At 31.6% G+C, this 21,162-nt stretch carries 16 protein-coding genes, 1 pseudogene and 1 other annotated feature; of the genes and pseudogenes, 6 read left to right on the forward strand and 11 right to left on the reverse strand.

The annotated features are described in order from the left end of the window. Positions 1 to 35: 35 nt before the first annotated feature. The gene (locus tag ACWW38_RS04225; RefSeq protein ID WP_456259563.1) at positions 36 to 800 is read right to left on the reverse strand and encodes a prepilin peptidase; all 765 of its coding nucleotides are present in this window, start codon (positions 798 to 800) and stop codon (positions 36 to 38) included. Positions 801 to 1,188: 388 nt separating this feature from the next. Between ACWW38_RS04225 and ACWW38_RS04230 the strand changes: the two are divergent. Both ACWW38_RS04230 and ACWW38_RS04235 read left to right on the forward strand, forming a co-directional pair. Further along, positions 1,189 to 2,214, forward strand: a pseudogene (locus ACWW38_RS04230) (IS1595 family transposase). 99 nt (positions 2,215 to 2,313) lie between these two features. After that, positions 2,314 to 2,520, forward strand: a complete 207-nt coding sequence (locus ACWW38_RS04235) for a hypothetical protein (protein WP_456259564.1) — start codon at positions 2,314 to 2,316, stop codon at positions 2,518 to 2,520. A 147-nt stretch (positions 2,521 to 2,667) separates the two neighbouring features. Here ACWW38_RS04235 and ACWW38_RS04240 read toward each other — a convergent pair whose 3' ends face one another. Then, a complete protein-coding gene (locus tag ACWW38_RS04240; RefSeq protein ID WP_456259565.1) occupies positions 2,668 to 3,339 on the reverse strand; it encodes a ribonuclease H-like domain-containing protein in 672 nt (223 codons plus the stop codon). A gap of 294 nt (positions 3,340 to 3,633) precedes the next feature. Between ACWW38_RS04240 and ACWW38_RS04245 the strand changes: the two genes are divergently transcribed. From ACWW38_RS04245 to ACWW38_RS04255, 3 genes are all read left to right on the forward strand, one after another. After that, on the forward strand, positions 3,634 to 3,858 hold the full coding sequence (locus ACWW38_RS04245; protein WP_456259566.1) for a FeoA family protein: 225 nt from the start codon (positions 3,634 to 3,636) through the stop codon (positions 3,856 to 3,858). A gap of 1 nt (position 3,859) precedes the next feature. Continuing rightward, a complete protein-coding gene (feoB, locus tag ACWW38_RS04250; RefSeq protein ID WP_456259567.1) occupies positions 3,860 to 5,635 on the forward strand; it encodes a ferrous iron transport protein B in 1,776 nt (591 codons plus the stop codon). 66 nt (positions 5,636 to 5,701) lie between these two features. Beyond that, the gene (locus ACWW38_RS04255) at positions 5,702 to 5,860 is read left to right on the forward strand and encodes a FeoB-associated Cys-rich membrane protein (RefSeq protein ID WP_456259568.1); all 159 of its coding nucleotides are present in this window, start codon (positions 5,702 to 5,704) and stop codon (positions 5,858 to 5,860) included. A gap of 24 nt (positions 5,861 to 5,884) precedes the next feature. On the opposite strand, the gene ACWW38_RS04260 is transcribed toward ACWW38_RS04255, so the two are convergent. From ACWW38_RS04260 to ACWW38_RS04295, 8 genes are all read right to left on the reverse strand, one after another. Further along, positions 5,885 to 6,262 (reverse strand): CBS domain-containing protein, encoded by a 378-nt coding sequence (locus ACWW38_RS04260; RefSeq protein ID WP_456259569.1) that lies wholly within the window; start codon positions 6,260 to 6,262, stop codon positions 5,885 to 5,887. Positions 6,263 to 6,351: 89 nt separating this feature from the next. Beyond that, on the reverse strand, positions 6,352 to 7,149 hold the full coding sequence (locus ACWW38_RS04265) for a ribonuclease H-like domain-containing protein (protein WP_456259570.1): 798 nt from the start codon (positions 7,147 to 7,149) through the stop codon (positions 6,352 to 6,354). 491 nt (positions 7,150 to 7,640) lie between these two features. Further along, the gene (gene argS, locus ACWW38_RS04270) at positions 7,641 to 9,332 is read right to left on the reverse strand and encodes an arginine--tRNA ligase (protein WP_456259571.1); all 1,692 of its coding nucleotides are present in this window, start codon (positions 9,330 to 9,332) and stop codon (positions 7,641 to 7,643) included. A gap of 342 nt (positions 9,333 to 9,674) precedes the next feature. Next, positions 9,675 to 9,863 (reverse strand) — a binding site (T-box leader). A 147-nt stretch (positions 9,864 to 10,010) separates the two neighbouring features. Further along, entirely contained in the window at positions 10,011 to 12,068 is a 2,058-nt protein-coding gene (locus ACWW38_RS04275; RefSeq protein WP_456259572.1) for a thioredoxin domain-containing protein, read from the reverse strand. 408 nt (positions 12,069 to 12,476) lie between these two features. Beyond that, positions 12,477 to 13,820 (reverse strand): acetyl-CoA hydrolase/transferase family protein, encoded by a 1,344-nt coding sequence (locus ACWW38_RS04280; RefSeq protein ID WP_456259573.1) that lies wholly within the window; start codon positions 13,818 to 13,820, stop codon positions 12,477 to 12,479. Between the two features lie 75 nt (positions 13,821 to 13,895). Continuing rightward, a complete protein-coding gene (locus ACWW38_RS04285; RefSeq protein WP_456259574.1) occupies positions 13,896 to 15,128 on the reverse strand; it encodes an L-lactate MFS transporter in 1,233 nt (410 codons plus the stop codon). 58 nt (positions 15,129 to 15,186) lie between these two features. Further along, entirely contained in the window at positions 15,187 to 15,966 is a 780-nt protein-coding gene (locus tag ACWW38_RS04290; protein ID WP_456259575.1) for an enoyl-CoA hydratase/isomerase family protein, read from the reverse strand. Positions 15,967 to 16,308: 342 nt separating this feature from the next. Then, on the reverse strand, positions 16,309 to 18,399 hold the full coding sequence (locus ACWW38_RS04295) for a sigma 54-interacting transcriptional regulator (RefSeq protein WP_456259576.1): 2,091 nt from the start codon (positions 18,397 to 18,399) through the stop codon (positions 16,309 to 16,311). Between the two features lie 654 nt (positions 18,400 to 19,053). Between ACWW38_RS04295 and ACWW38_RS04300 the strand changes: the two genes are divergently transcribed. Next, a complete protein-coding gene (locus ACWW38_RS04300; protein ID WP_456259577.1) occupies positions 19,054 to 20,355 on the forward strand; it encodes an MATE family efflux transporter in 1,302 nt (433 codons plus the stop codon). 37 nt (positions 20,356 to 20,392) lie between these two features. On the opposite strand, the gene ACWW38_RS04305 is transcribed toward ACWW38_RS04300, so the two are convergent. Continuing rightward, positions 20,393 to 21,142 (reverse strand): MerR family transcriptional regulator, encoded by a 750-nt coding sequence (locus tag ACWW38_RS04305; protein ID WP_456259578.1) that lies wholly within the window; start codon positions 21,140 to 21,142, stop codon positions 20,393 to 20,395. Positions 21,143 to 21,162: the final 20 nt, after the last annotated feature.

A 21,162-nucleotide genomic window follows, 5' to 3' on the forward strand; every position in this document is an offset into this window, starting at 1 on the left:
AGGTTGTTGCTATTTTATCTGATGACTACCATCCGTTATCTCCCAATGCCTATAACTATATTTAGGTACCATCTTATCATACTTTCTCCTGATAAAATGCATAGAAGTGTTGCGATGGCTATAGACGGTCCAAATGGCATATAATGCTTACGGCTTTTCTTCTTTAATATTATAAGCGTAACACCTATAATAGCTCCAATTATAACCGATAGAAAAAGCATTAAAATGGTCAATCTAGCTCCTAAGAAAATCCCACATAGTGCACAAATTTCTGCATCTCCCCACCCCATACCTCCTACAGTTAATATTATTAGAGCAACAAAGCTAACTCCTATAATCATTCCTAATATATAGGTTTTTATTGGAACATTTAAATAGTAATTCAATAGTAAAAATCCCAGTCCAATAACAGTCCCACCTAGAGTAGTACTGAGATAGACATTTGTAGTATTATAGTCAATTATTCCAATAACAATTAAAAAACTAGCCAAGATTATAAATTTAAGAAACTCAATGCTAATATTATATTCATAATATATTAGCATAAAAGCGATGCCAGTAATTAGTTCCACTAATGGATATTTTATAGATATACCTTTTTTGCAATATCTACATTTTCCATTGAGCAATATGTAGCTTACAGCTGGCATAAGATCATATACTTTTATTCTTCTGCTGCAGCTAGTGCAATGAGATGGAGGATATGCTATAGATTCTTCTCTTGGTATCCTATATATACATACATTTAGAAAGCTGCCAATTAGTAATCCAAATATAAAAATGATAATTACTAAACCCATTACTAAATTCTCCTTAAAATATAATGTGTTACCTAAATATCTATTTTCAATTAAGATTTTGTCCTTTTTAACATTTCTTAAACCCATTACAATGTTTTTTATAAACAAATCTATAAATTATCTTCTTTAGATAAAGAGGATTCTTGCCTTCAGATGGAGTTTTCTTTCTCCACCTGAAGCTTAGAAGCCCTTATCTAGGGATGTAGCAGCCGTTATCTCCAACTTTAGAAGTTGGAGTATTACGGATAATAGTCATCAGATAAATATAACTCCTTTGTTATTCTTCACACTTTAATAAAAGGCTATGTTTTAAATAAGTGTTGAAATTTCATATAAATTCGGGAATATGCTATAATCGTGTTATATTCAATGAAAGGAGGGCATGATTATGGCGAATTCAAATACTTTAATAGAGCAAATAAAAAGATTACCACTACATCAACAACAACATATATATTCCTTTTTAGAAGAAGTTCTTGTATTAGGTTCACAAGTAAGCCAAATTACACAGGAAGTTAAAGAATTCAGATTTGCCAAGGGGAAGGTCTGCCCTCATTGTAATACTGAAACTGTATCAAGAAACGGAAAATACAATGGTAAACAACGATATATATGTAAGTCTTGCAGAAAGACCTTTACTGATTTTACTCACTCGGCTACATACAAGAGTAAGAAAACATTAGATATGTGGCTTAAATATGCAAAGTGCATGATAAATGGTTACTCCATTAGAAAGAGTGCAGAAATAGTTGGTATCAATATAGCGACAAGTTTCTTTTGGAGGCATAAAATCCTTGACTGCATAAGAGCATTTTTGGGCATTGGCTCTATTGAAGGTGTTGTTGAGGCTGATGAAGTATTCTTTGCTGAAAGTTTTAAAGGTACAAAACCTTCTAAAATGTCAAGAAAATCTTGAAAAAGAGGTAAACAGGTTAAAAAGAGAGGTATACCTAACGAACAAGTATGTATAGCCACTGCTATTGATAGACAGGGCAATTTAATCATGGAACTAATATGTAAAGGTAGAATGACACACAAAGAATTAGAGAGGCTCTATGACGGTCGTATAGGGGATAACTCTATCCTTTGTACTGATAGTCATAAAAGTTATGTTCAGTTCGCCCATGATTTTGCATTAGACCATAAGCGTGTAAAAAGAGGAAAGCATAAAGAAGGAGTATACCATATTCAGCACATAAATGCTGTTCACAGCAAATTAAAGAAGTGGTTGAATAGGTTTAATGGTGTTGCAACTAAATATATTAGTAACTATATGTACTGGTTCAAATGGCTCGAACTATTTGAAAATGATAAAGAAGCAGTAAAGGTAAAGAACTTTATGGTTCAATGCAAAGTATCACACGCTTATACAAAAGTAGTAGATTTTAAAGGAAGAGAGCCAATGTTTATTTAGTTATATACATTATATTGGAACTAATGTTATAATTATTACATAGATTTACTATAATTTATTATAAAATTATAATTATCGTCTTATAATTGGAAGGGAAATGTGATAATGAAGAAGGTAATGATATGTTTATCATTTATAGCCATAGGTATGATTTGCTTTTACTTTGCATTTCAAGATAACACAAATGCAACATTAGGGATACCATTAACAGTAGTTGGAGTGGTGTCTTTTGGTATAGGTCTTTATAAAAGTTGGCGTAATGGAATGCTTACATCAGTATTAGATATATTTCATTTTTGGCCATAATATAACAAAGTATTTTAAGAGCAAATTAGGGGAAGTCAAATGGCTTACCCTATAAATTTATATATTTTCAACATCACTTTAAAACATAGCCTAATAAAAATAAAAAAACCTTAGTATTTCAATACCAAGGTTAATCTTTCTTTAAACTTACTCTATATTCTCATTTTCTTCTTTCTTCAAAAACTTTTTCCAATCCACATATATTCTAAAAAGACTTGCCACATCTTGCTCATTATATAATAGTATTCTCTGCCTTTTTTCTTCAGGCATTCTATTCATATAATCAAAATCTTTCATAACCTTACAAAAGGTTTTTGATAAATTAGCACCGCTTATAAGTTCACTTTCTCTATTAATATCAAACTTTTTTTCTAAATTTTTAAGTCCTATATTTTCTCCCATTAGATTTTCGTATTCTCTTTGTAAATCTATCTTTTTAAAGTTCTCATCTATATCATAATCTATCTTGTGCTTTTTGAACAAATACTCAATAACTGAAAAATCATTATTCCCTGAAAAAGTAACAATGTACTTTTTGTTATGATTATTATGCATTTCCTCAAAATATTCTTTTGAAAGCTTCAATATTTCAAGAGAATCTTTTTTATCCTCAATCATATATTGTGTGATTTTAAGTTCACCACTATTACTATCAAAATAGCAACATCCAAACACTCCTATGCAAATAGGTTTCTTATATAGATAATGCTCTAAATCAAAAAATATAGCATCCTTATATAGGTCATTTCTTTCGTCAATTTCTAAGGTGAACTCACTAGAGTATTCTTCCACCTTTATACTGTTTTCTCTTTTAATCACTTCATCACTCTTTTCTAGCTATCCAAATAACATCATATATTTATTGCTTACGGAATTTTGCCCCTTTATTATCTCATATTTTTTTATTTTTGTGAACTGTTTATATTTAAACAGCAGACATTTTAACAAATTAACTTAATAGCAGATATTAATTGCTTAGTTATTTAACTAGTAACCTAAAAACTTGGAAACGATTACTATGAAATTTTGTTAATTTCATGGATTGACAAAGCGTTCACTTGATGTTATATTTAATTGAGAATGATTTTCATAACTATACGGGGGGAAGTATCAATGAGCATAGTAGATTTAAGACCAGGCGAAAATGGTTATATTCAAAACATTATTGGAAATGAAAAACTTTCTAAACGCCTATTTGCATTAGGCTGTATAGAAGGAACTAAAGTAACTTTAAAAACTACAGCACCTTTTGGCGACCCTATTGTTATAAACTTTAGAGGTTTTGATTTAGCCATCAGAAAAAAAGACGCTTTTAATATAAAAATAAAGGAGGACTAGCATGACAACTATAGCACTGATTGGAAATCCTAATGTAGGTAAAACTACTTTGTTTAATGCGCTTACCGGTGCTAATCAATATGTTGGGAACTGGGCTGGAGTTACTGTAGAAAAGAAGGAAGGATTTTTAAATAAATCTATAAAAATAGTGGATCTTCCCGGTATCTATGCAATGGATACCTATTCTAACGAAGAAAAAGTCGCTAAAAATTATTTACTCCATGATGATGCAGACCTAATAATAAACATAGTAGATGCTTCAAATTTAGATAGAAATTTATATTTAACTACTCAGTTAAAGCAATTTAATAAACCTATTATATTAATTTTAAATATGATGGATGTAGCTCAATCTAAAGGTATAAATATAGATGTAGATAAACTTTCTCATGAATTAAAAATGACTGTAATACCTATATCCGCATCAAAAGGTAAAGGTATAGATAAAGTTAAAGACATGTTGTTAAACATGGATATTTCTGAGCTTGTCATTGATAATGAATCTCACTTTCAAAATTTCAGCAGCGAGGCTGAAACTTATGCCTATATTGAAAACTTATTAAATAAATGTATATTAAAATCATCAAAAACTGGAACTAACATTAAAGATAAAATTGATAAGATAGTTTTAAATAAATTTGCTGCTTATCCAATATTTTTGGGTATTATGTATTTAATTTTTATGTTTACTTTCAGCTGGGTTGGACAACCTTTAGCTGATTTAATGGACTCAGGCTTACAAGAACACCTTATTCCTAAGTTAACTGATTTACTTTCAAATAGCAGTCCTTGGTTTAGCTCTCTTTTAGTAGATGGAATAGTTGGCGGAGTTGGCTCCATTATAGTATTTCTTCCAGTAATACTTTCCCTATTCTTAGGTATATCTTTTCTTGAGGATAGTGGATACATGGCAAGAGCTGCTTTTTTAATGGATAAAACGATGAGAAAAATGGGACTTTCAGGAAAAGCCTTCATACCACTAGTTGTTGGTTTTGGATGTTCCGTACCTGCTATAATGTCAGCTAGAACATTGGAAAGCGAAAAGGATAGAAAACTTGCTGCACTAATTGTACCTCTTATGTCTTGTAATGCAAGATTGCCAGTTTACGCTCTTTTTGCTTCAGTATTTTTCTCTGGAAAAGAAACACCTGTAGTATTTTCTCTATATCTACTAGGTATATTAATTGCTTTTTTAGTGGCTTTACTATTCAAAAATACACTATTCAAAAAGGATGAAGAACCTTTTATAATAGAGTTACCTGAGTATAAACTGCCTGAGCCAAAAAACTTATTATTACATACTTGGGACAAAGGTAAAGGTTTCTTAAGAAAGGCTGGAACAATAATATTATCAATATCTGTTATAGTTTGGTTTTTATCAAACTTTAATCTTTCAGGAATGACTGATATAAATAACAGCTTATTTGCTTCTATAGGTAAGTTCTTAACTCCTATATTTAAGCCATTAGGCTTTGGTCATTGGGAAACATCAGTGTCACTTCTTACTGGACTTATGGCTAAAGAAGTTGTTGTAAGTACTATGGGAGTTATATTTGGAAGTAATTTAGCAACTATTTTACCAAATTACTTTACTCCTATTACAGCTTATGGATTCCTAGTATTCGTACTTTTATATACACCTTGCATGTCAGCTGTAGTTACTATGAAAAAAGAATACGGAAATAAAATGGCTGCATTTTCAGTTATATATCAACTGATTCTTGCATGGATAGCTTCTTTCTTAGTATACAATGTAGGCTCCTTATTTATTGGGTAAGCTTTAAATATAAATTTAAATAGATTTTAGCCATTTCACTATATCTTTATAAAAGAGGTGATTTTTATGATGGAAATAATAATAACAGGAATAATCGTAGTCTTTGCTATATTCATCCTTGTAAAAAGTGCAAAAAAGAAGGCCTCTGGTCAATGTGACTGTGGAAGCTGTTCTTCTCACTGCCCAATGTACAAGGAAAAGCAAGATGATAAATCAAAGAGGTAGGACAATTCCTACCTCTTTTTATACTTATTTAGCATTTACAAAATATTCAATTATAGTCTCCATTGAAACTATTCCAACCACTTTATCATCTTCCACAATTGGTATTGCAACAATTTCATTATCTATAAGTTTTTTCGCAGCCTCAATAACATCTTCTTCTCTGTTTGCACTTACAACATCTTTTGTCATAATGCTTGAAATAGGATAAGTATCATAGTGACCTTCTTCAATTAAAAATCTATAAATATCTGCTTTCACAACAATACCAAGAAGCTTATTATCCCTGTCCACAATTGGTGCTCCATTTATTTTATTATCATTCATAACATCAAGTGCCTTTTTAATATTATCTTCAGAACTTAACATTATGATGTTGCTCTGCATTATTTCGCCGATTTTCATAAATACCCCTCCTTTAAATAATTATACCACCCAGATAATAAATATTAAACATCCCATTAATTTATGTTTATATTTAATTAATTTTAAATTTAATAGCTATTATTTACTATATTATTAAATTCGTCTATATTTAAATTTCCTTTAAGTATATTGTCTATAATCCTAGAAGCTGCTTTTTTAGATATCTTCTCAATATCAGCTTCTATTACAATTTTATTTTTTTTCATAAGGTACTTGAGATAACTCAGCTGTTTTTCAGTAATAGAATTTTCTCTTTTTAAGTCATTGTTATTTTCTATTTCATGAATTAATTTAAAAATTATAGGTAAGTTTAAAACATCTTCATAATTATGAAGCATAATTATCTCTCTCAAATGGTGATTTTCTGTTTCTAAAAATTCATAATATAGTTCAACGCTTAGTCCACCATCTATTTGATCTTTTCTTTCTATTCCAAGGTACCTCTCTACACTTTTAAGATTGCATCTTTCTATACCTAGCTGCTTATGATAAGGTCTTATCATTCTGTATAAATCTAAATGTACTTTAGGCTCCATAAAATCTATGTTATTAAGTTCCATTTTCTTTTTTATAAAAGGCTCATCAAAAGCCTTTCCATTATAGGAACACCACGCGTTAAATTCCTCTAAATCTTTCTTGAAGCTTAAAAGCACTTCTTTTTCATCTTCCAAATTTTCTGCAAAATACTGTTTTACTATAAATGTATTATCATCAATAAAATATCCACCTGATATTAATACAATATTTGATTTTTCTCTATCAAAACCAGTGGTTTCAATATCATAAAATATAACCTTATCTATTTCATAGTGCTTATATATTTTTTTATTTATACTTAACCTTTTCTCTTGTTCCTTTATATACAACTGTCATTACCTCCAATAAAAATCTAGTTCAAATAACTCTTCATGATAAACAGAGTTCTTGGCTTCAGAGGGAGTTTTTATTCCCGCTGAAGCTTAGAAATCGTTATCCAGGGACGTAGCCGCTCTTTACTCCCACTTTGAAGAAGATAGGAGTATTAGAGCGGGTAGTCATCGGATAAACTATTCTATAACAATTTTAATATAAAAATCCAAATAGCACAAATCGAAAAACATAGCCAATAAAAAAAGCTTTAAATGAATGTTTGCCTTTAACATTCATTTAAAGCTTTCAATTAGCACGTCCAAGGCTATTTTAAAGATTGTTGAGTTCATTATAATGAGAAACTCCTTGTCATTCTTCCAAGGAGTAAGCGATTCACTCAAAATTAAAATTTTGGTTCACTGCTTAACTTTAGTTGCAATTGTTATACTAAATCTAGAATTATTTTCGATATTATACGAAATCAACAATCTCTTAAAATATAGCCTTACTACATTTTCTCTACTACTTCTATTCCTAGTAGATTAAGTGCATTTTTAATTACTTGGCAAGTTGCCTCTACCATTTTTAATCTTGCTATCTTTATATTTTCATCTTCTGTAGCCATTATATTATGAGCATTATAGAATTTGTTAAAGGCTTTTGCCACATCAATTATATATCTTGTAAGTGTTGATGGCTCCAATTTATCTATAGCACTTAATATAGCTTCATTAAAGTTTCCAAGTGTCTTAACTAGTTCAAATTCTTCAACTGAGTTTAGAGCTGAATAGTTAGGCTCTCCTTTTACTTCTCCTGCACGTCTTAGTATGCTCTTTCCTCTAGCATAAGTATATTGAACATATGGGCCTGTTTCTCCTTCAAAGTTTAACATCTCGTCCCAATTAAACACTATATCTTTTTCTCTTCTATTCTTTAAATAAGTAAATATTACTGCACCTATTCCAACTTTTTTTGCTACTTCTTCTTTATTATCAAGATCTGGATTTTTTTCATTTATAACTTCCATAGTCTTAGATATGGACTCATTTAAAAGCTCTTCAAGGAAAATTACTTGGCCTTTTCTTGTAGAAAGCTTCTTATCTGCAAATCTTACAAGCCCAAAGCTTACATGCTTACAATCCTTAGCCCAATCATATCCCATTTTCTCTATAGTTTTGAATACTTGTTTAAAGTGAAGAGATTGATCTCCTCCAACTACATATATGCTCTTATAAAAATCATAATTTTTCTTTCTATAAAAAGCTGCTGCTAAGTCACGAGTAGCATATATAGTTGCTCCATCCCCTTTTAAAATTATGCATGGAGGCATATTTTCTTCTTCAAGCATTACCACCTTAGCTCCATTGCTTTCTACAAGTAGTTGTTTTTCTTCTAGTTCTTTAACTACTGAATCCATTTTATCGTTATAAAAACTTTCCCCAGCATATGAATCAAACTTAACTCCAAGAAGTTTATATACCTTTTCAAATTCTTTTAAGCTTAAACTCTTAAATCTCTCCCAAAGAGCTACTTCTTCAGCACTTCCATCTTCAAGCTTTTTAAAATACATTCTTCCTTCATCTTCAAGGGATGGATCTTTGTCTGCTTCATCATGGAATTTAACATAAATTCTTAAAAGCTCTTTAATAGGTTCTTTTTCTAAGGCATCTTCATCTACCCATCTTTTATAAGCAGATATAAGCTTACCAAATTGTGTTCCCCAGTCTCCAAGGTGATTTATTCCTATTGGATTATAACCTTCAAAACTAAACATTCTATATAATGCATTACCTATTGATGTGCTAAATAAATGACCTACGTGGAAAGGCTTAGCTATATTAGGTGAAGAAAAGTCTATAGTTATATTTTTTCCACTGCCCACTTTTGACGCTCCATATCTGTCCCCTTCTTCTAACACTTTATCTAATGTTGTTTTAGCAAATGCACCTTTATCCATAAAAAAGTTTAAATATGGCCCTAGTGCTTCCACTCTTTCAAAGCCTTCTCCGTTGATCTTTTCCTTTAACTCACCTGCTATCATATTAGGTGCCTTTTTAAAAGTTTTAGCTAGTTGAAAGCATGGAAAAGCAAAGTCTCCCATTTCAGGCTTTGGAGGTATTTCTATTAGTCCCTCTATGGTATCTAATTCTAGTTCTACATGTTCTTTAATTCTCTCTGCAACAAGTTTTTTATAATCCATTTCTATTATCCTCCCATTTAATATAAGCTAGTTTCATAAGAAAATTACGATGTAATTTTCTTATAAATTATTAAGTGAATAGCTAATAGTTAACAGTTAAGGATAAATTTTCTCCATCAACATTACGAAAAGTTTTTAATTGTAGAAAAACAGATGTCTAGCTTTTCTAAAGGAATTAGCCATAGGGCAACTATATTTAACAAATTAAATAAAATTAAAATTTTTCGTAGCAAGACGGAGAAAAATATCCATCATTATTCACCTTTCACTATTAGTTATCCACTAAAAAATTGCTCCGCAATTTTAGAATATTATAAGACAACAAAAAACCGTCTCTGCAAAAACAGAGACGGATATATCCGCGGTACCACTCTAGTTGACTAAGTTATAGCCCAACTCAAAACTTTAACGCAGTTAACGGCTTTTAGCTTCTCCAAGGCTCTCTTCTCCAGTTAAAATACTATAGGACTTCCACCATCTCCTACTCGCTTTAAGTTTTTAAAAGGATACTCTTCTCTTCAACGAATTTTACATACTATATTATTTACAACTAATTATATTATCACTATTTTCTCTTTGTCAAGTCCATTAATGGAGAGCGCCTTCTTATTTTAGACTATGTTTTAAATGAATGTTGATTTTTACATTCATTCAAAACTTTCTATTAGTAGGTTAAGGCTATTTTAAAACATTTATTGCTTCTTCTATATTAGTAATAGGTCTTCTGCAGGAGAAATTTTCACATATATGAATTGTAGTCTTACCATCTATACTGGCTTTTTCTTTTACATTAGGAGCAATTTTATAAAGTTCCTCATCTCCATTATTTAAAACTACTGTTGTAAATGGTTGAAAAGATTTATTTATTTCATTAATTAAGGTTTTTGCATCATGATTATTTTGTTCACCTGATATAACAATATCTTTTCCACTTATATTGCTGTATAATACAGCTATAATAAAATAAGAGTAGGCAGTTGGAATTTCTTTTACTCTGCCGCCAAATACTTTGAACATCTTTTTTACTCTTTCCTCTAGTTCTAAATCTCCTGTAAGTTTTCCTAATTTTAAAATATTCAAGGCAGCAACAGAATTACCTGAAGGTATAGCCCCATCATAAATTTCTTTAGGTCTCCAAATAAGCTCTTCGCTATCTTCTCCGTATAAAAAAAAGCCTCCATCTTCTTTATCCCAAAAATATCTATACATATCATTGTTCAAATCGGTAGCTTTTTTTAAATATTGAAAATCAAATGTAGCCTCATATAGTTCTATAAGTCCCCATATTAAGAAGGCGTAATCGTCTGAATATGCTAGATATGCTGCCTCTCCTTCTCTGTATCTAGCAAGAAGTCTTCCATCTTCTCTTACTAATTTTTCATATATAAATCTTACAGCTTCTTTTGCTTCATTAATATAAGAATCATTTTTTAGTACTTTTCCACCATAAGCAAGGGCTGCTATCATAAGTCCATTCCATGAAGTTAATATTTTATCATCCTTATGAGGATGTATTCTTTTTTCTCTATATATGAAAAGATCTTTAGATAAATCCTCTAAAATGTCCTTTGTCTGTTTATTATCTTCTATTTCATCTAAATTAGTATTTATAAGATTGGGTATGTTTCTGTTTTCAAAGTTTCCCCTTTGGGTTATATCATAATAATTACAGAACAACTTTCCCTTTTCTTCCCCTAAAAGACTTATAATTTCCTCATAGGACCATAAATAAAATTTTCCTTCTTCTCCTTCTGAATCAGCATCTTCAGCAGAATAAAATCCGCCTCCAGTATGCTTCATATCTCTGAGAATATAAGTAAATACTTTTTCGGCTACTTCACTATAAAGTTTTTTTCCTGTTGCCTGATACGCTTCTAAATAACATATAGCTAGAAGAGCATTATCGTATAACATTTTTTCAAAATGAGGTACAAGCCACTTTTCATCAGTAGAATATCTTGAAAATCCAAAACCAATGTGGTCAAAGATTCCTCCCTTGTACATGGAATCTAAAGTTCTTGTCACCATCTCCAGTGCTTTTTCTGAATTGTTGACTTTCCAATATCTTAATAGTAGATATAGATTATGTGGGGTTGGAAATTTAGGTGCTCTATTGAATCCACCATATTCTGATTGAAAAGCTGAAGAATAATCTCTAAAAGCTCTTTCCACCACATCTATACCTATTTCTTCTCTGTTAGTTGTACTATGATAATTAGATTTTATTTCATCTACTATCTTGTTACTGCTACTTATAATTTGTTCTTTTCTATTTTTCCATGCTTCACTTACATTTTCTAAAATGTCCATAATTCCTGGCATGTTATATTTACCACGTTTAGGAAAATAAGTCCCTGCGAAAAAAGGTTTTTTATCCCCTGTCATAATTATAGTTAAAGGCCATCCTCCACTGCCTGTAACAGCCTGACATACATCCATATAAACTGAATCCACATCTGGTCTTTCTTCTCTATCCACCTTTACGGATATAAAATTATCATTAAGCAATTTAGCTACTTCTTCATCTTCAAAGGATTCTCTTTCCATTACATGGCACCAATGACAGGTACTATAGCCTATGCTTAAAAATATTGGCTTATCTTCTGCTTTTGCTTTTGCAAAGGCTTCATCTGACCATGGATACCACTCAACTGGGTTGTATGCATGTTGTAATAAGTATGGACTCTTTTCATTTATAAGTCTATTAGCCTTTTCTTGCATAATCTGACTTGACATTTTATCACGCTCTTTTCATATCTTTTTATATATTACTATACCCTAAAAATCTATTAGATATAATTCCATATCTATTTAATTTAAAAAAGTATATAGACCATTAGTATCAATATACTATGCCATTATATAGTAAATAACAATATAAAATAATAGTGAAATATGAAGAGTCTATGAAATTTTTTTTAGCACCCGATTCATTTAAAGAAAGTATGACAGCAAAAGAAGTGTGTCAAGCAATATAAAAAGGAATACTTGAAATGATAATTGGATATGTATGTCTAGAATAATATGTTATTCCAGTCACAATTATATAAAATCAAAACTTAATCGTGACTGGAATATTCAAAATAAACTTAATTCATTGAAGATTTTTGAGTAAAACTACTGACGGCATAGCATACTATTAAATTAAACTCTTTTATTAGTTCTTCTCCAAATATTCATATTTTCAGCCTCTTTTATCAATTCATCACGGAAATCAGGATGAGCAATATTGATAAGGTTTTCAGCTCTCTGCCAAGTATTTTGACCTTTAATTTTTGCAATACCATACTCTGTTACAACCATATCAGTACATGTTCTTGGATCTGTAATAATTCCTCCAGGGGTAATAATAGGCTTAATCCTTGAAGATACATTTCCTTTTATAGTTACAGTTGAAGGCAAGCAAACAAAACTTTGTCCGCCTTTAGAATGATAAGCACCTATTACGAAATCTAGTTGTCCTCCTGTACCGCTTACCTGCTTAGTTCCAACACTTTCAGCACAAATCTGTCCAAATAAATCCATCTCCACAGCTGCGTTTATTGAGACAAAATCATCGATTTGTGCAACAACAGCAGGGTCATTTGTATAATCTATGGAGTAAGAAGCCAAGCCTGGGTTGTCATCGATAAACTCATACATTTCTGCAGTTCCCATTGCAAAAGAGTAAACCTGCTTGTATTTATCAATGTTTTTGCATGCTCCGGTAATTTTTCCAGCTTTGCTCATCTCCACATAAGCATCTGCATACATTTCAGTATGCACGCCTAAGTCTTTCAAATCTGATTGTGCTACCATCTTTCCTACAGCATTTGGAACGCCGCCGATACCAAGCTGTATACAACAACCATTATAAAGACGTTGGAGGATGAAACCAGCAATTTTTTCTTCTACTTCATTAGGAGGAACTGCTGGCAAAACCCCAAGAGATTTGCTCTTACTTTCAAACACATAGTCTACCTGTGAAATATGCGCACATTCTTGATTTCCACCCAGACAACGGGGCATCTTGTCGTTGACTTCAAATATAATAATCTTAGCTGTTTCTATGGCTGCCATGGAATGTACTGAACTCAATCCAAAGTTGAAATAACCATGCTTATCCATAGGTGTAGTCTGAACCACAAAAATCTCGGATGGAATAGCGTCTTGTCTGGTCATCTGAGGAAGCTCACTGAGATTCATGGGACAGAAATAAAGATTCTTGCTGTTAGCATACTTTCTGTCTTGGCCAGCTTGGTGCCATGAATTCCAAACAAAATGTTCACCGCTTGGATCAGCTTCGATGGTATGATGACGGTAAGGTCCTATGGCAGTACGAATTTTTACATCCCATAGCTCGTCTTTGCGTTTTGCAAGAGCCTCGTCAAAATCGGAAGCACAGTTGAGAACAGCACCATACTCTACCCAATCCCCTGACTTAACCACTCTTGCAGCTTCATCAGCAGTCACAAGCTTTCTTTGATATTCTTCCATAAAATTATTCATAATTATTTTACTCCTCTCATTGATAATTAAATTTATTTATCCTAACCATAGAAATAAAATCATATTTTTCTTGCATTAATCTGCAAGTGACTCTTTACTCTGCCTTTTCTTAAGCTGAGACTTAACAAACAGTGTTAAAATAGCACCTATAGCAGCCATAACAGCAGCTATAATAAATGCCATGGCATAATTACCATTAGCCTGTTTAACTCCAGCAACTAAACGAGGTCCAATCATTGCTGCAATTGCAAAAGCAAAAAACATGATTCCATAGTTCTGTCCCATATTTTTTAAACCAAACATGTCAGCATTAATAGTAGGGTATACTCCTAAAAGACCTCCATATCCAAGACCTATTGCACATACTAACACAACAAAGGGTACAAAAGAATTAACTGAAGAGATAAGAAACATTGCTACTGCAAAAACTCCAAATATACAAAACAGAGCATTATAGCGTCCAATAAGATCAGATATCCATCCCCAGAAGGCTCTTCCCAATGTATTTGATAATCCTAAAATACTAACAACTACAGCAGCTGTAGATGCATCCAATCCGGCCACATCCTGTCCAATTGGAGAAGCATGAGCAATAATCATTAATCCTGAAACAGCACCCATTACATACATCAGGCACAGAACGTAAAATATAGGATCTTGCATCATTTCTTTCCAATTTTTATCTATGGAACTAACTCCTGGTCGAGCAACAGGTGGTGTCCATCCAGCAGGCATATAATTTTTAGGTGGCATTTCAATGAAAAGGGAAGAAATTGTAATTGCAATAATATAAATAACTCCTAAAATTTTAAAAGCAGATTGAACATTATAAGTCATAATGAAATGATTAGCTAAAGGCGCAAATACTATTGCTCCTGAACCCAAACCGGCTGCAATAAGACCTGATGCTATACCTTTTTTATCTGGAAACCACTTAACTGTATTTGTCATTGCACAACCGTATACTGTACCTACCCCTAGTCCACCAATTATGCCGTGGAACAAATACAATGTGGTAAGTGAAGTGGCATAACCGGAGAGTAACATACCTATACCAAACAGTATCCCTCCAAATAACACCGCAAGTCTGGGACCTTTTTGGTCTGCTATCTTACCAGCAAAGGTCATCGCTATTGGCATCATAACAAGAGTAAGTGAAAATGCCCATGAGGCATCACTTGCTGTCCATTTAAATTGCTCTACCAACGGTTTTTGGAATACACTCCAAGCATAAACTGCACCTATACAGAGATTACATATTATACTAGCTATGAGTATAATCCATCTATTTCTTAATTTTTCTTTCATATACCTACTCCTTCACAGTACTACTTATTAAATTTTACCTATTATTTCAAATTACGATTTATTTTCCTGAGAAAAGAGGTTCACGTTTTTCTTTAAATGCTTTTACTCCTTCTTTATTATCCTGTGTCTGCAAACAAAAACTCTGTTTATCAGTTTCCACTTCTAATGCATCCTCTAAGGTTAATCTTTCGCTTTGATTTATACTTGTCTTAATAAATGCAAGTGGAATAGGCGCAGCTTTAACTAGTTTTTCAGCAAACTGATATGTTTTTTCTTTTAATTTATCATCATCAACAACTTTGTTTATAAATCCAAGCTCATATGCTGTTTCGGAATTAATTAATTCTGCAGTAAACATTAATTCCTTAGCTTTATGGCTGCCAACAGCCCTTGGTAAGAAATAGGATCCGCCACAGTCAGGAACTAACCCAACCTTTGAAAAACTCTGCGCAAAGCGTGCAGACTTAGCACAGTAGATAATATCACATGCAAGAGCAAGATTAAATCCAGCTCCCGCTGCCACACCGTTAACCATTGCTATTACGGGTTTCTCCATTTTTGTAATATACGTAACTATATTCCCTGCCATCTTTATATAGGTTCTTCCATCAATAGAATTATCAATAGACTCTATATATGGTAAATCTCCACCAGCACAGAATGCTTTTCCTGTACCAGTAAGAACCACAACTTTGATTTCGTCATCTTCTTTCACGTCTTTTAATGCTACAATGAACTCTTTGACTAAATCAGGATGAAGGGTATTAAGTACCTTTGCTCTATTCATAATAATAGTAGCTATTCCATTCTCTTTTTCTAATATAATATTTTTCTCCAATTGATTTGCCTCCTTATCATTTTTATGCTTAATATTAGCCTAGTCCATTTCACCAAATTTCCTTTTATCAGCGGGATTTAGCTCCTTTAAGTTTTCATTTAATTTTTCCTCCTTTCCTAACATCTCACTAATAAATATGAGCAAAAACTATGCCACATAAAAAAACCACATATGATTGTGGTTTTAAAAAAAAAGATTATGCAACATTGCACCATTTTTCAATTTTAATAAGATTAATAATGCTCCGAACATTGACTCCTTAATACTTATGGAATAAATACAAAGTGTTTGTTGCTTTTTTGCTCCAATGCATACTTGCAACAGATATTTTTCCATTAGGTATTATAGAGAAAGTTTATATTTCTTAATTTTTCTAGATAAGGTAGAATGGTCTACCCCCAATATCTTGGACGCCTCACGTAAGCTTTTATAACTTTTAAGAGTTTCTTTCAAAAACTCTTTTTCCACTTCCTCAATAACTTCTTTTAGGCTGCTTTTACAATTATATCTATATTTTTTCCCTAATTTATTTAATTTGCTAATTTTCAAACTTTCAGGTAGGTCCTTAATTTCTATTAATTCTCCGCTACTAATTACCACTAACCTTTCTACAATATTTTTTAATTCTCGAACGTTCCCTGGCCATTCATACTTGAGTAAACACTCAATAACTTCGGGTTTTAATTGCTTGTTTTTATTGTATTTTTTGTTCATCTTTCGTAAAAATAATTCAATTAAAGGTATTATATCATCGGGTCTTTCACGTAGCGGCGGAATTTCAATTGGAATAATATTAAGTCGATAATAAAGATCTTCACGGAATTGTCCCTTATGAATCATATCTTCTAGATTGCGATTGGTAGCTGCAATAACACGAACATCCACTTGGATAGTCTTAGTACTCCCCACCCTTGAAATGATCATATCTTGAATAGCATGAAGCAGCTTAACTTGAAGATCCAAAGGCAATTCCCCTATTTCATCTAAGAACAGCGTGCCCTTATGAGCCAATTCAAACATTCCAGGCTTACCTTCCTTATTGGCACTTGTGAAAGCTCCTCTTTCATATCCAAATAGCTCTGATTCTAATAAATTATAGTGAATAGCACCGCAATTAAGTTTAATAAAGGCCTCGTCTTTTCTTAAACTATTAGAATATATTATGCGGGCTATTACATCTTTACCAACTCCAGATTCCCCTAATAACAGACATGTAGAATCAAACATGGCAGCCTTATTAGCATATTCAACAATTCTTTTCATTTCTTTGCTTTTAAATACTAAATTACTCTCAGCAAACTGGCGCTTACGTAGGAGCATCAGCTCCTTATAATATTTTTGAGTAAGTTCATTACTTTCTGTAAGTTTTTTTTGTAAATTACTTAGCTCTGTTACATCCCGAATAGTAGTAACCACCCTATTTATTTTACCCTCTTCGTCAAAAATAGGTGTACCAGTAACAAGAAATTCTTTCTCTCCTTTAATCCTTTGAGTAATCGTAATTGTTTCTCTCTTTTCTAAAACTTTGAGAGTAACCGAATTAGAAATTACACCTTGTTCTACTGCACTTGAAATATATTTACCAATTAAATCCTCTGCCGTCGCTCCAGTAATACGTTGTAAAGATTTATTAACCCTAAGACCAAAACCATCTCCATCTGAAATATATATTCCATCTGAAAATGCTTCAATAATATTGTCCAGTTCCTTGGTATATTTCTTGCTTAATTCTAAATCATTAGATAGTTTTTCTTGTTGTGATATATCGTTAAATATACTAATAGCACCTACTATTTTCTCACTATGCCTGATAAGAAAACGATTACAAATCACCGTAACATCATCCAAGAATAACTTTTTTCCTATATGAGGCTCTCTATTCTTTATATTATTCATCAAAGAAGGATCAGGAACTATATCAGTGATTACCTTCCCCAAAGCTCTATCTTTAGAAATTCCTAAAATTTTCTCTGCCATTTTATTGTAAACTTTAATATATCCAAATTCATCAGTAATAATAGCTCCATTAGTTGTGTATTGTACCAAAGCCGATAAATAATTCTCATTTTCTTTCCCGATTTCTTTCCAGTAATTCATAAGAGTATTTAGAGTAATAGTCCCAATAAGTTTATTTTTCTCTAGAACAGGCCAAATTTCTTGTTCCCCAGTACATTTATCAGGAAATTCTTCAGGGTAAACAACTTGGAATTGACGCTTCATAATTGCTGTCACATATTCATTTACAGAAATCCCCTCAACTAAGGATTTGGAAAGAATACTATTAGTAATAATACCTATAGGTTTTTCATAGTCATTTATAACTACTACCCCTTCTTTACCTTCATTTAGCAAACTTATAACTTTAGTAATTCTGTCATTATTCATTACAGTTAAAGGGTGCTGATTCATGATGTTTTTGATACTAACTTTCATTTAATTCAACCTCCCTGCGTTTTGATAATGTAAAGTCCTCTTAAAGAGGTAGAAATACTTCAGAATGCAAGTAATATGCCTACTAACTGGCAGATACTTATTTTTCATAAGTTACTTTACACTACCTGCATCGGAACTTAAAAAGGAATCTTTATACAATATCCATTTACAATATTTTGTAATACTATAATTCAAATATACATTAACTTTACAACCTTGTCTATTCAATTTTCAATTTACAAATTTAACAATTTTAAATTTGTATGAACTAAGGGGACAGGCAGCTTTAGTGTATTGCTCAACCGCTTTGCGTACTGTTCCTGCACATATTCTTATATATGTTCGTATTTGCGCATAATGTTCAAATGGTGGATAATTCCCATGCTAGAAATGATGTATAAATTTGGTGCCGAATATTTAGAAGAGGGTCTCAAAAATAGAGTAGAAGAGAAAATTACATAAATATATCAATAAAGATTCTTCATATTTTATTGACAAAGTCTAATATGCTATGATATTATTTATAAAATTCATATTAAATACTATTGTGTTGCCGCCGGGTAACTCATATACAGTACTTAACTTTATTCCTTTAGGTCTTAGTAGGAATAAATGTTAGGTATTTTTTTGTTTATTTTAGGAGGAATTATAGAAATGAGTATGAAAAAAACATTTGTACGGTATGTGTTAACAAACGTTATAGGGATGATTGGCCTTTCATGCTATATTTTAGCAGACACTTTTTTTATATCTAAAGGATTGGGAGTAGCTGGATTAACAGCTCTAAATTTATCAATTCCTATTTACAGTTTTATTAATGCTACCGGACTTTTGATTGGCATAGGTGCTGCTACAAAATATTCTATTTATCAAGCACAGAATAAGCATAACAAAGCAAATACTATTTTTACAAACTCTATTAAAATTGGAATTCTATTAGGGGTACTTTTTCTGCTAATTGGTTTGCTTGCCTCTCAGACACTTAGCAGTTTATTAGGAGCAGATAAAAATACCTTTTGCATGACAAATACATATCTAAAAACAATTTTGTGTTTTGCTCCTTTTTTTATTCTTAATAATATTTTTATTGCTTTTATTAGGAATGATGGAAGTCCTAAGCTGTCAATGGCTGGAATGTTAATTGGAAGTTTATCAAACATTATTTTAGACTATGTTTTTATTTTTCCTCTGCAGTGGGGAATGTTTGGGGCAGCTTTTGCAACAGGACTAGCACCTATCATTAGTATGTTTATTTTAATGGGACACTGTGTTAAAAAGAAAAACCAATTCCATTTTCATAAGTCAAATTTTACAATACAACAAGTATTCCATATTTGTAGTTTAGGGGGATCATCCTTCATCACAGAGATTGCTTCCGGCATTATTCTTATTGTATTCAATTTTCTTATTTTGAATATTGCTGGAAACATGGGAGTGGCAGCATATGGTATTGTAGCTAATTTAGCATTGGTGGCAACTTCTATTTTTGTAGGTATTTCTCAAGGAACCCAACCTTTATTGAGCAAAAACTTTGGACAAGGGAATAATAAAAAAATTCGGCAATTATTTAAATACGCAATCCGTGTATCACTTGGATATTCAGTTGTTTTATATATTTTCATTACTATTTTTAATAATAAGTTAGTGGAATTATTCAATAGAGATCATATTGAAATTCTCTCAAAAACCGCATCCAATGGGCTAATCATTTATTTTGTCGGTTTCTTCTTTGCGGGAATTAATATTATTACTTCAGTTATATTAAGTTCTATAAATGAACCAAAACATGCATTCACCATTTCAATCCTACGTAGTGGCTGCATTATTGTTCCAATGGCTTTACTACTGTCTTATTTCTTTGAAATGACTGGTATATGGCTGAGCTTTCCATTATCAGAAATGATAACACTTGTTATAGGAGTATACTTTAGTAAGAAATCCTTGCAAAGATTATGAATTCAATCTTTGTCTTTAAATCCTACCTTTTTATTTTCTATTTGCATTTAATAGATAGCTTAAATACATATTCATCATTAGGAAATCTAATAAAATCATTGGCAAAACTCTCCACATACAAAGGTCCTTCTGTAGTTATGTGTTGAGAAGATAGTAACATAGTAAACGAATGGATTATTTCTGAAACCTTTCCATTTGGGATACTTTGAATGATACAAGCATAATCACCAGCAGGTTTGGTTGCATCACTCTCATTTTTACTAGTTGCTTTCTTAAATACATACTGAGGAACTGTTGTCATTTCTTCACTCATGATAACTCCAAGATGATATCCATTTGTAATATAATTAATAAATATAGGATTTTCCTCTGGTATTTCTTGAGTAATTAAATAGATATCCGATGATTTTTCTATAAAAAATTTATTACATCCAATTTCTAGATAATTATTCAATTGCTCCATTGTGTGGTTAAGAATTTGTTCAGCCATTTTCAACTCATCTTGTTTTTCTCTAATCAAACGTATTTGATTATTTAACAAAGCCTTACAATGTGATAAGTTATTTTCACTCATTAAATTTTTTATATCAGAAAGGGACATTCCTACCGATTGAAGCGCCTTAATCATGCTCATAGTATCAAATTGATTAGAAGAATAAATTCGATATCCGTTTTCTTTTATTTCAATAGGCTTTAATAAATTTATTTCATCGTAATAAAATAATGTTCTTTTTTCTACTTTACACATATCAGCAAATTGTTTTGTAGTGAGTTTATCTTCAATCATAAAATACTCCTTGCCTATCA

The sequence above is a fragment of the Clostridium sp. JNZ J1-5 genome, from assembly GCF_053901425.1.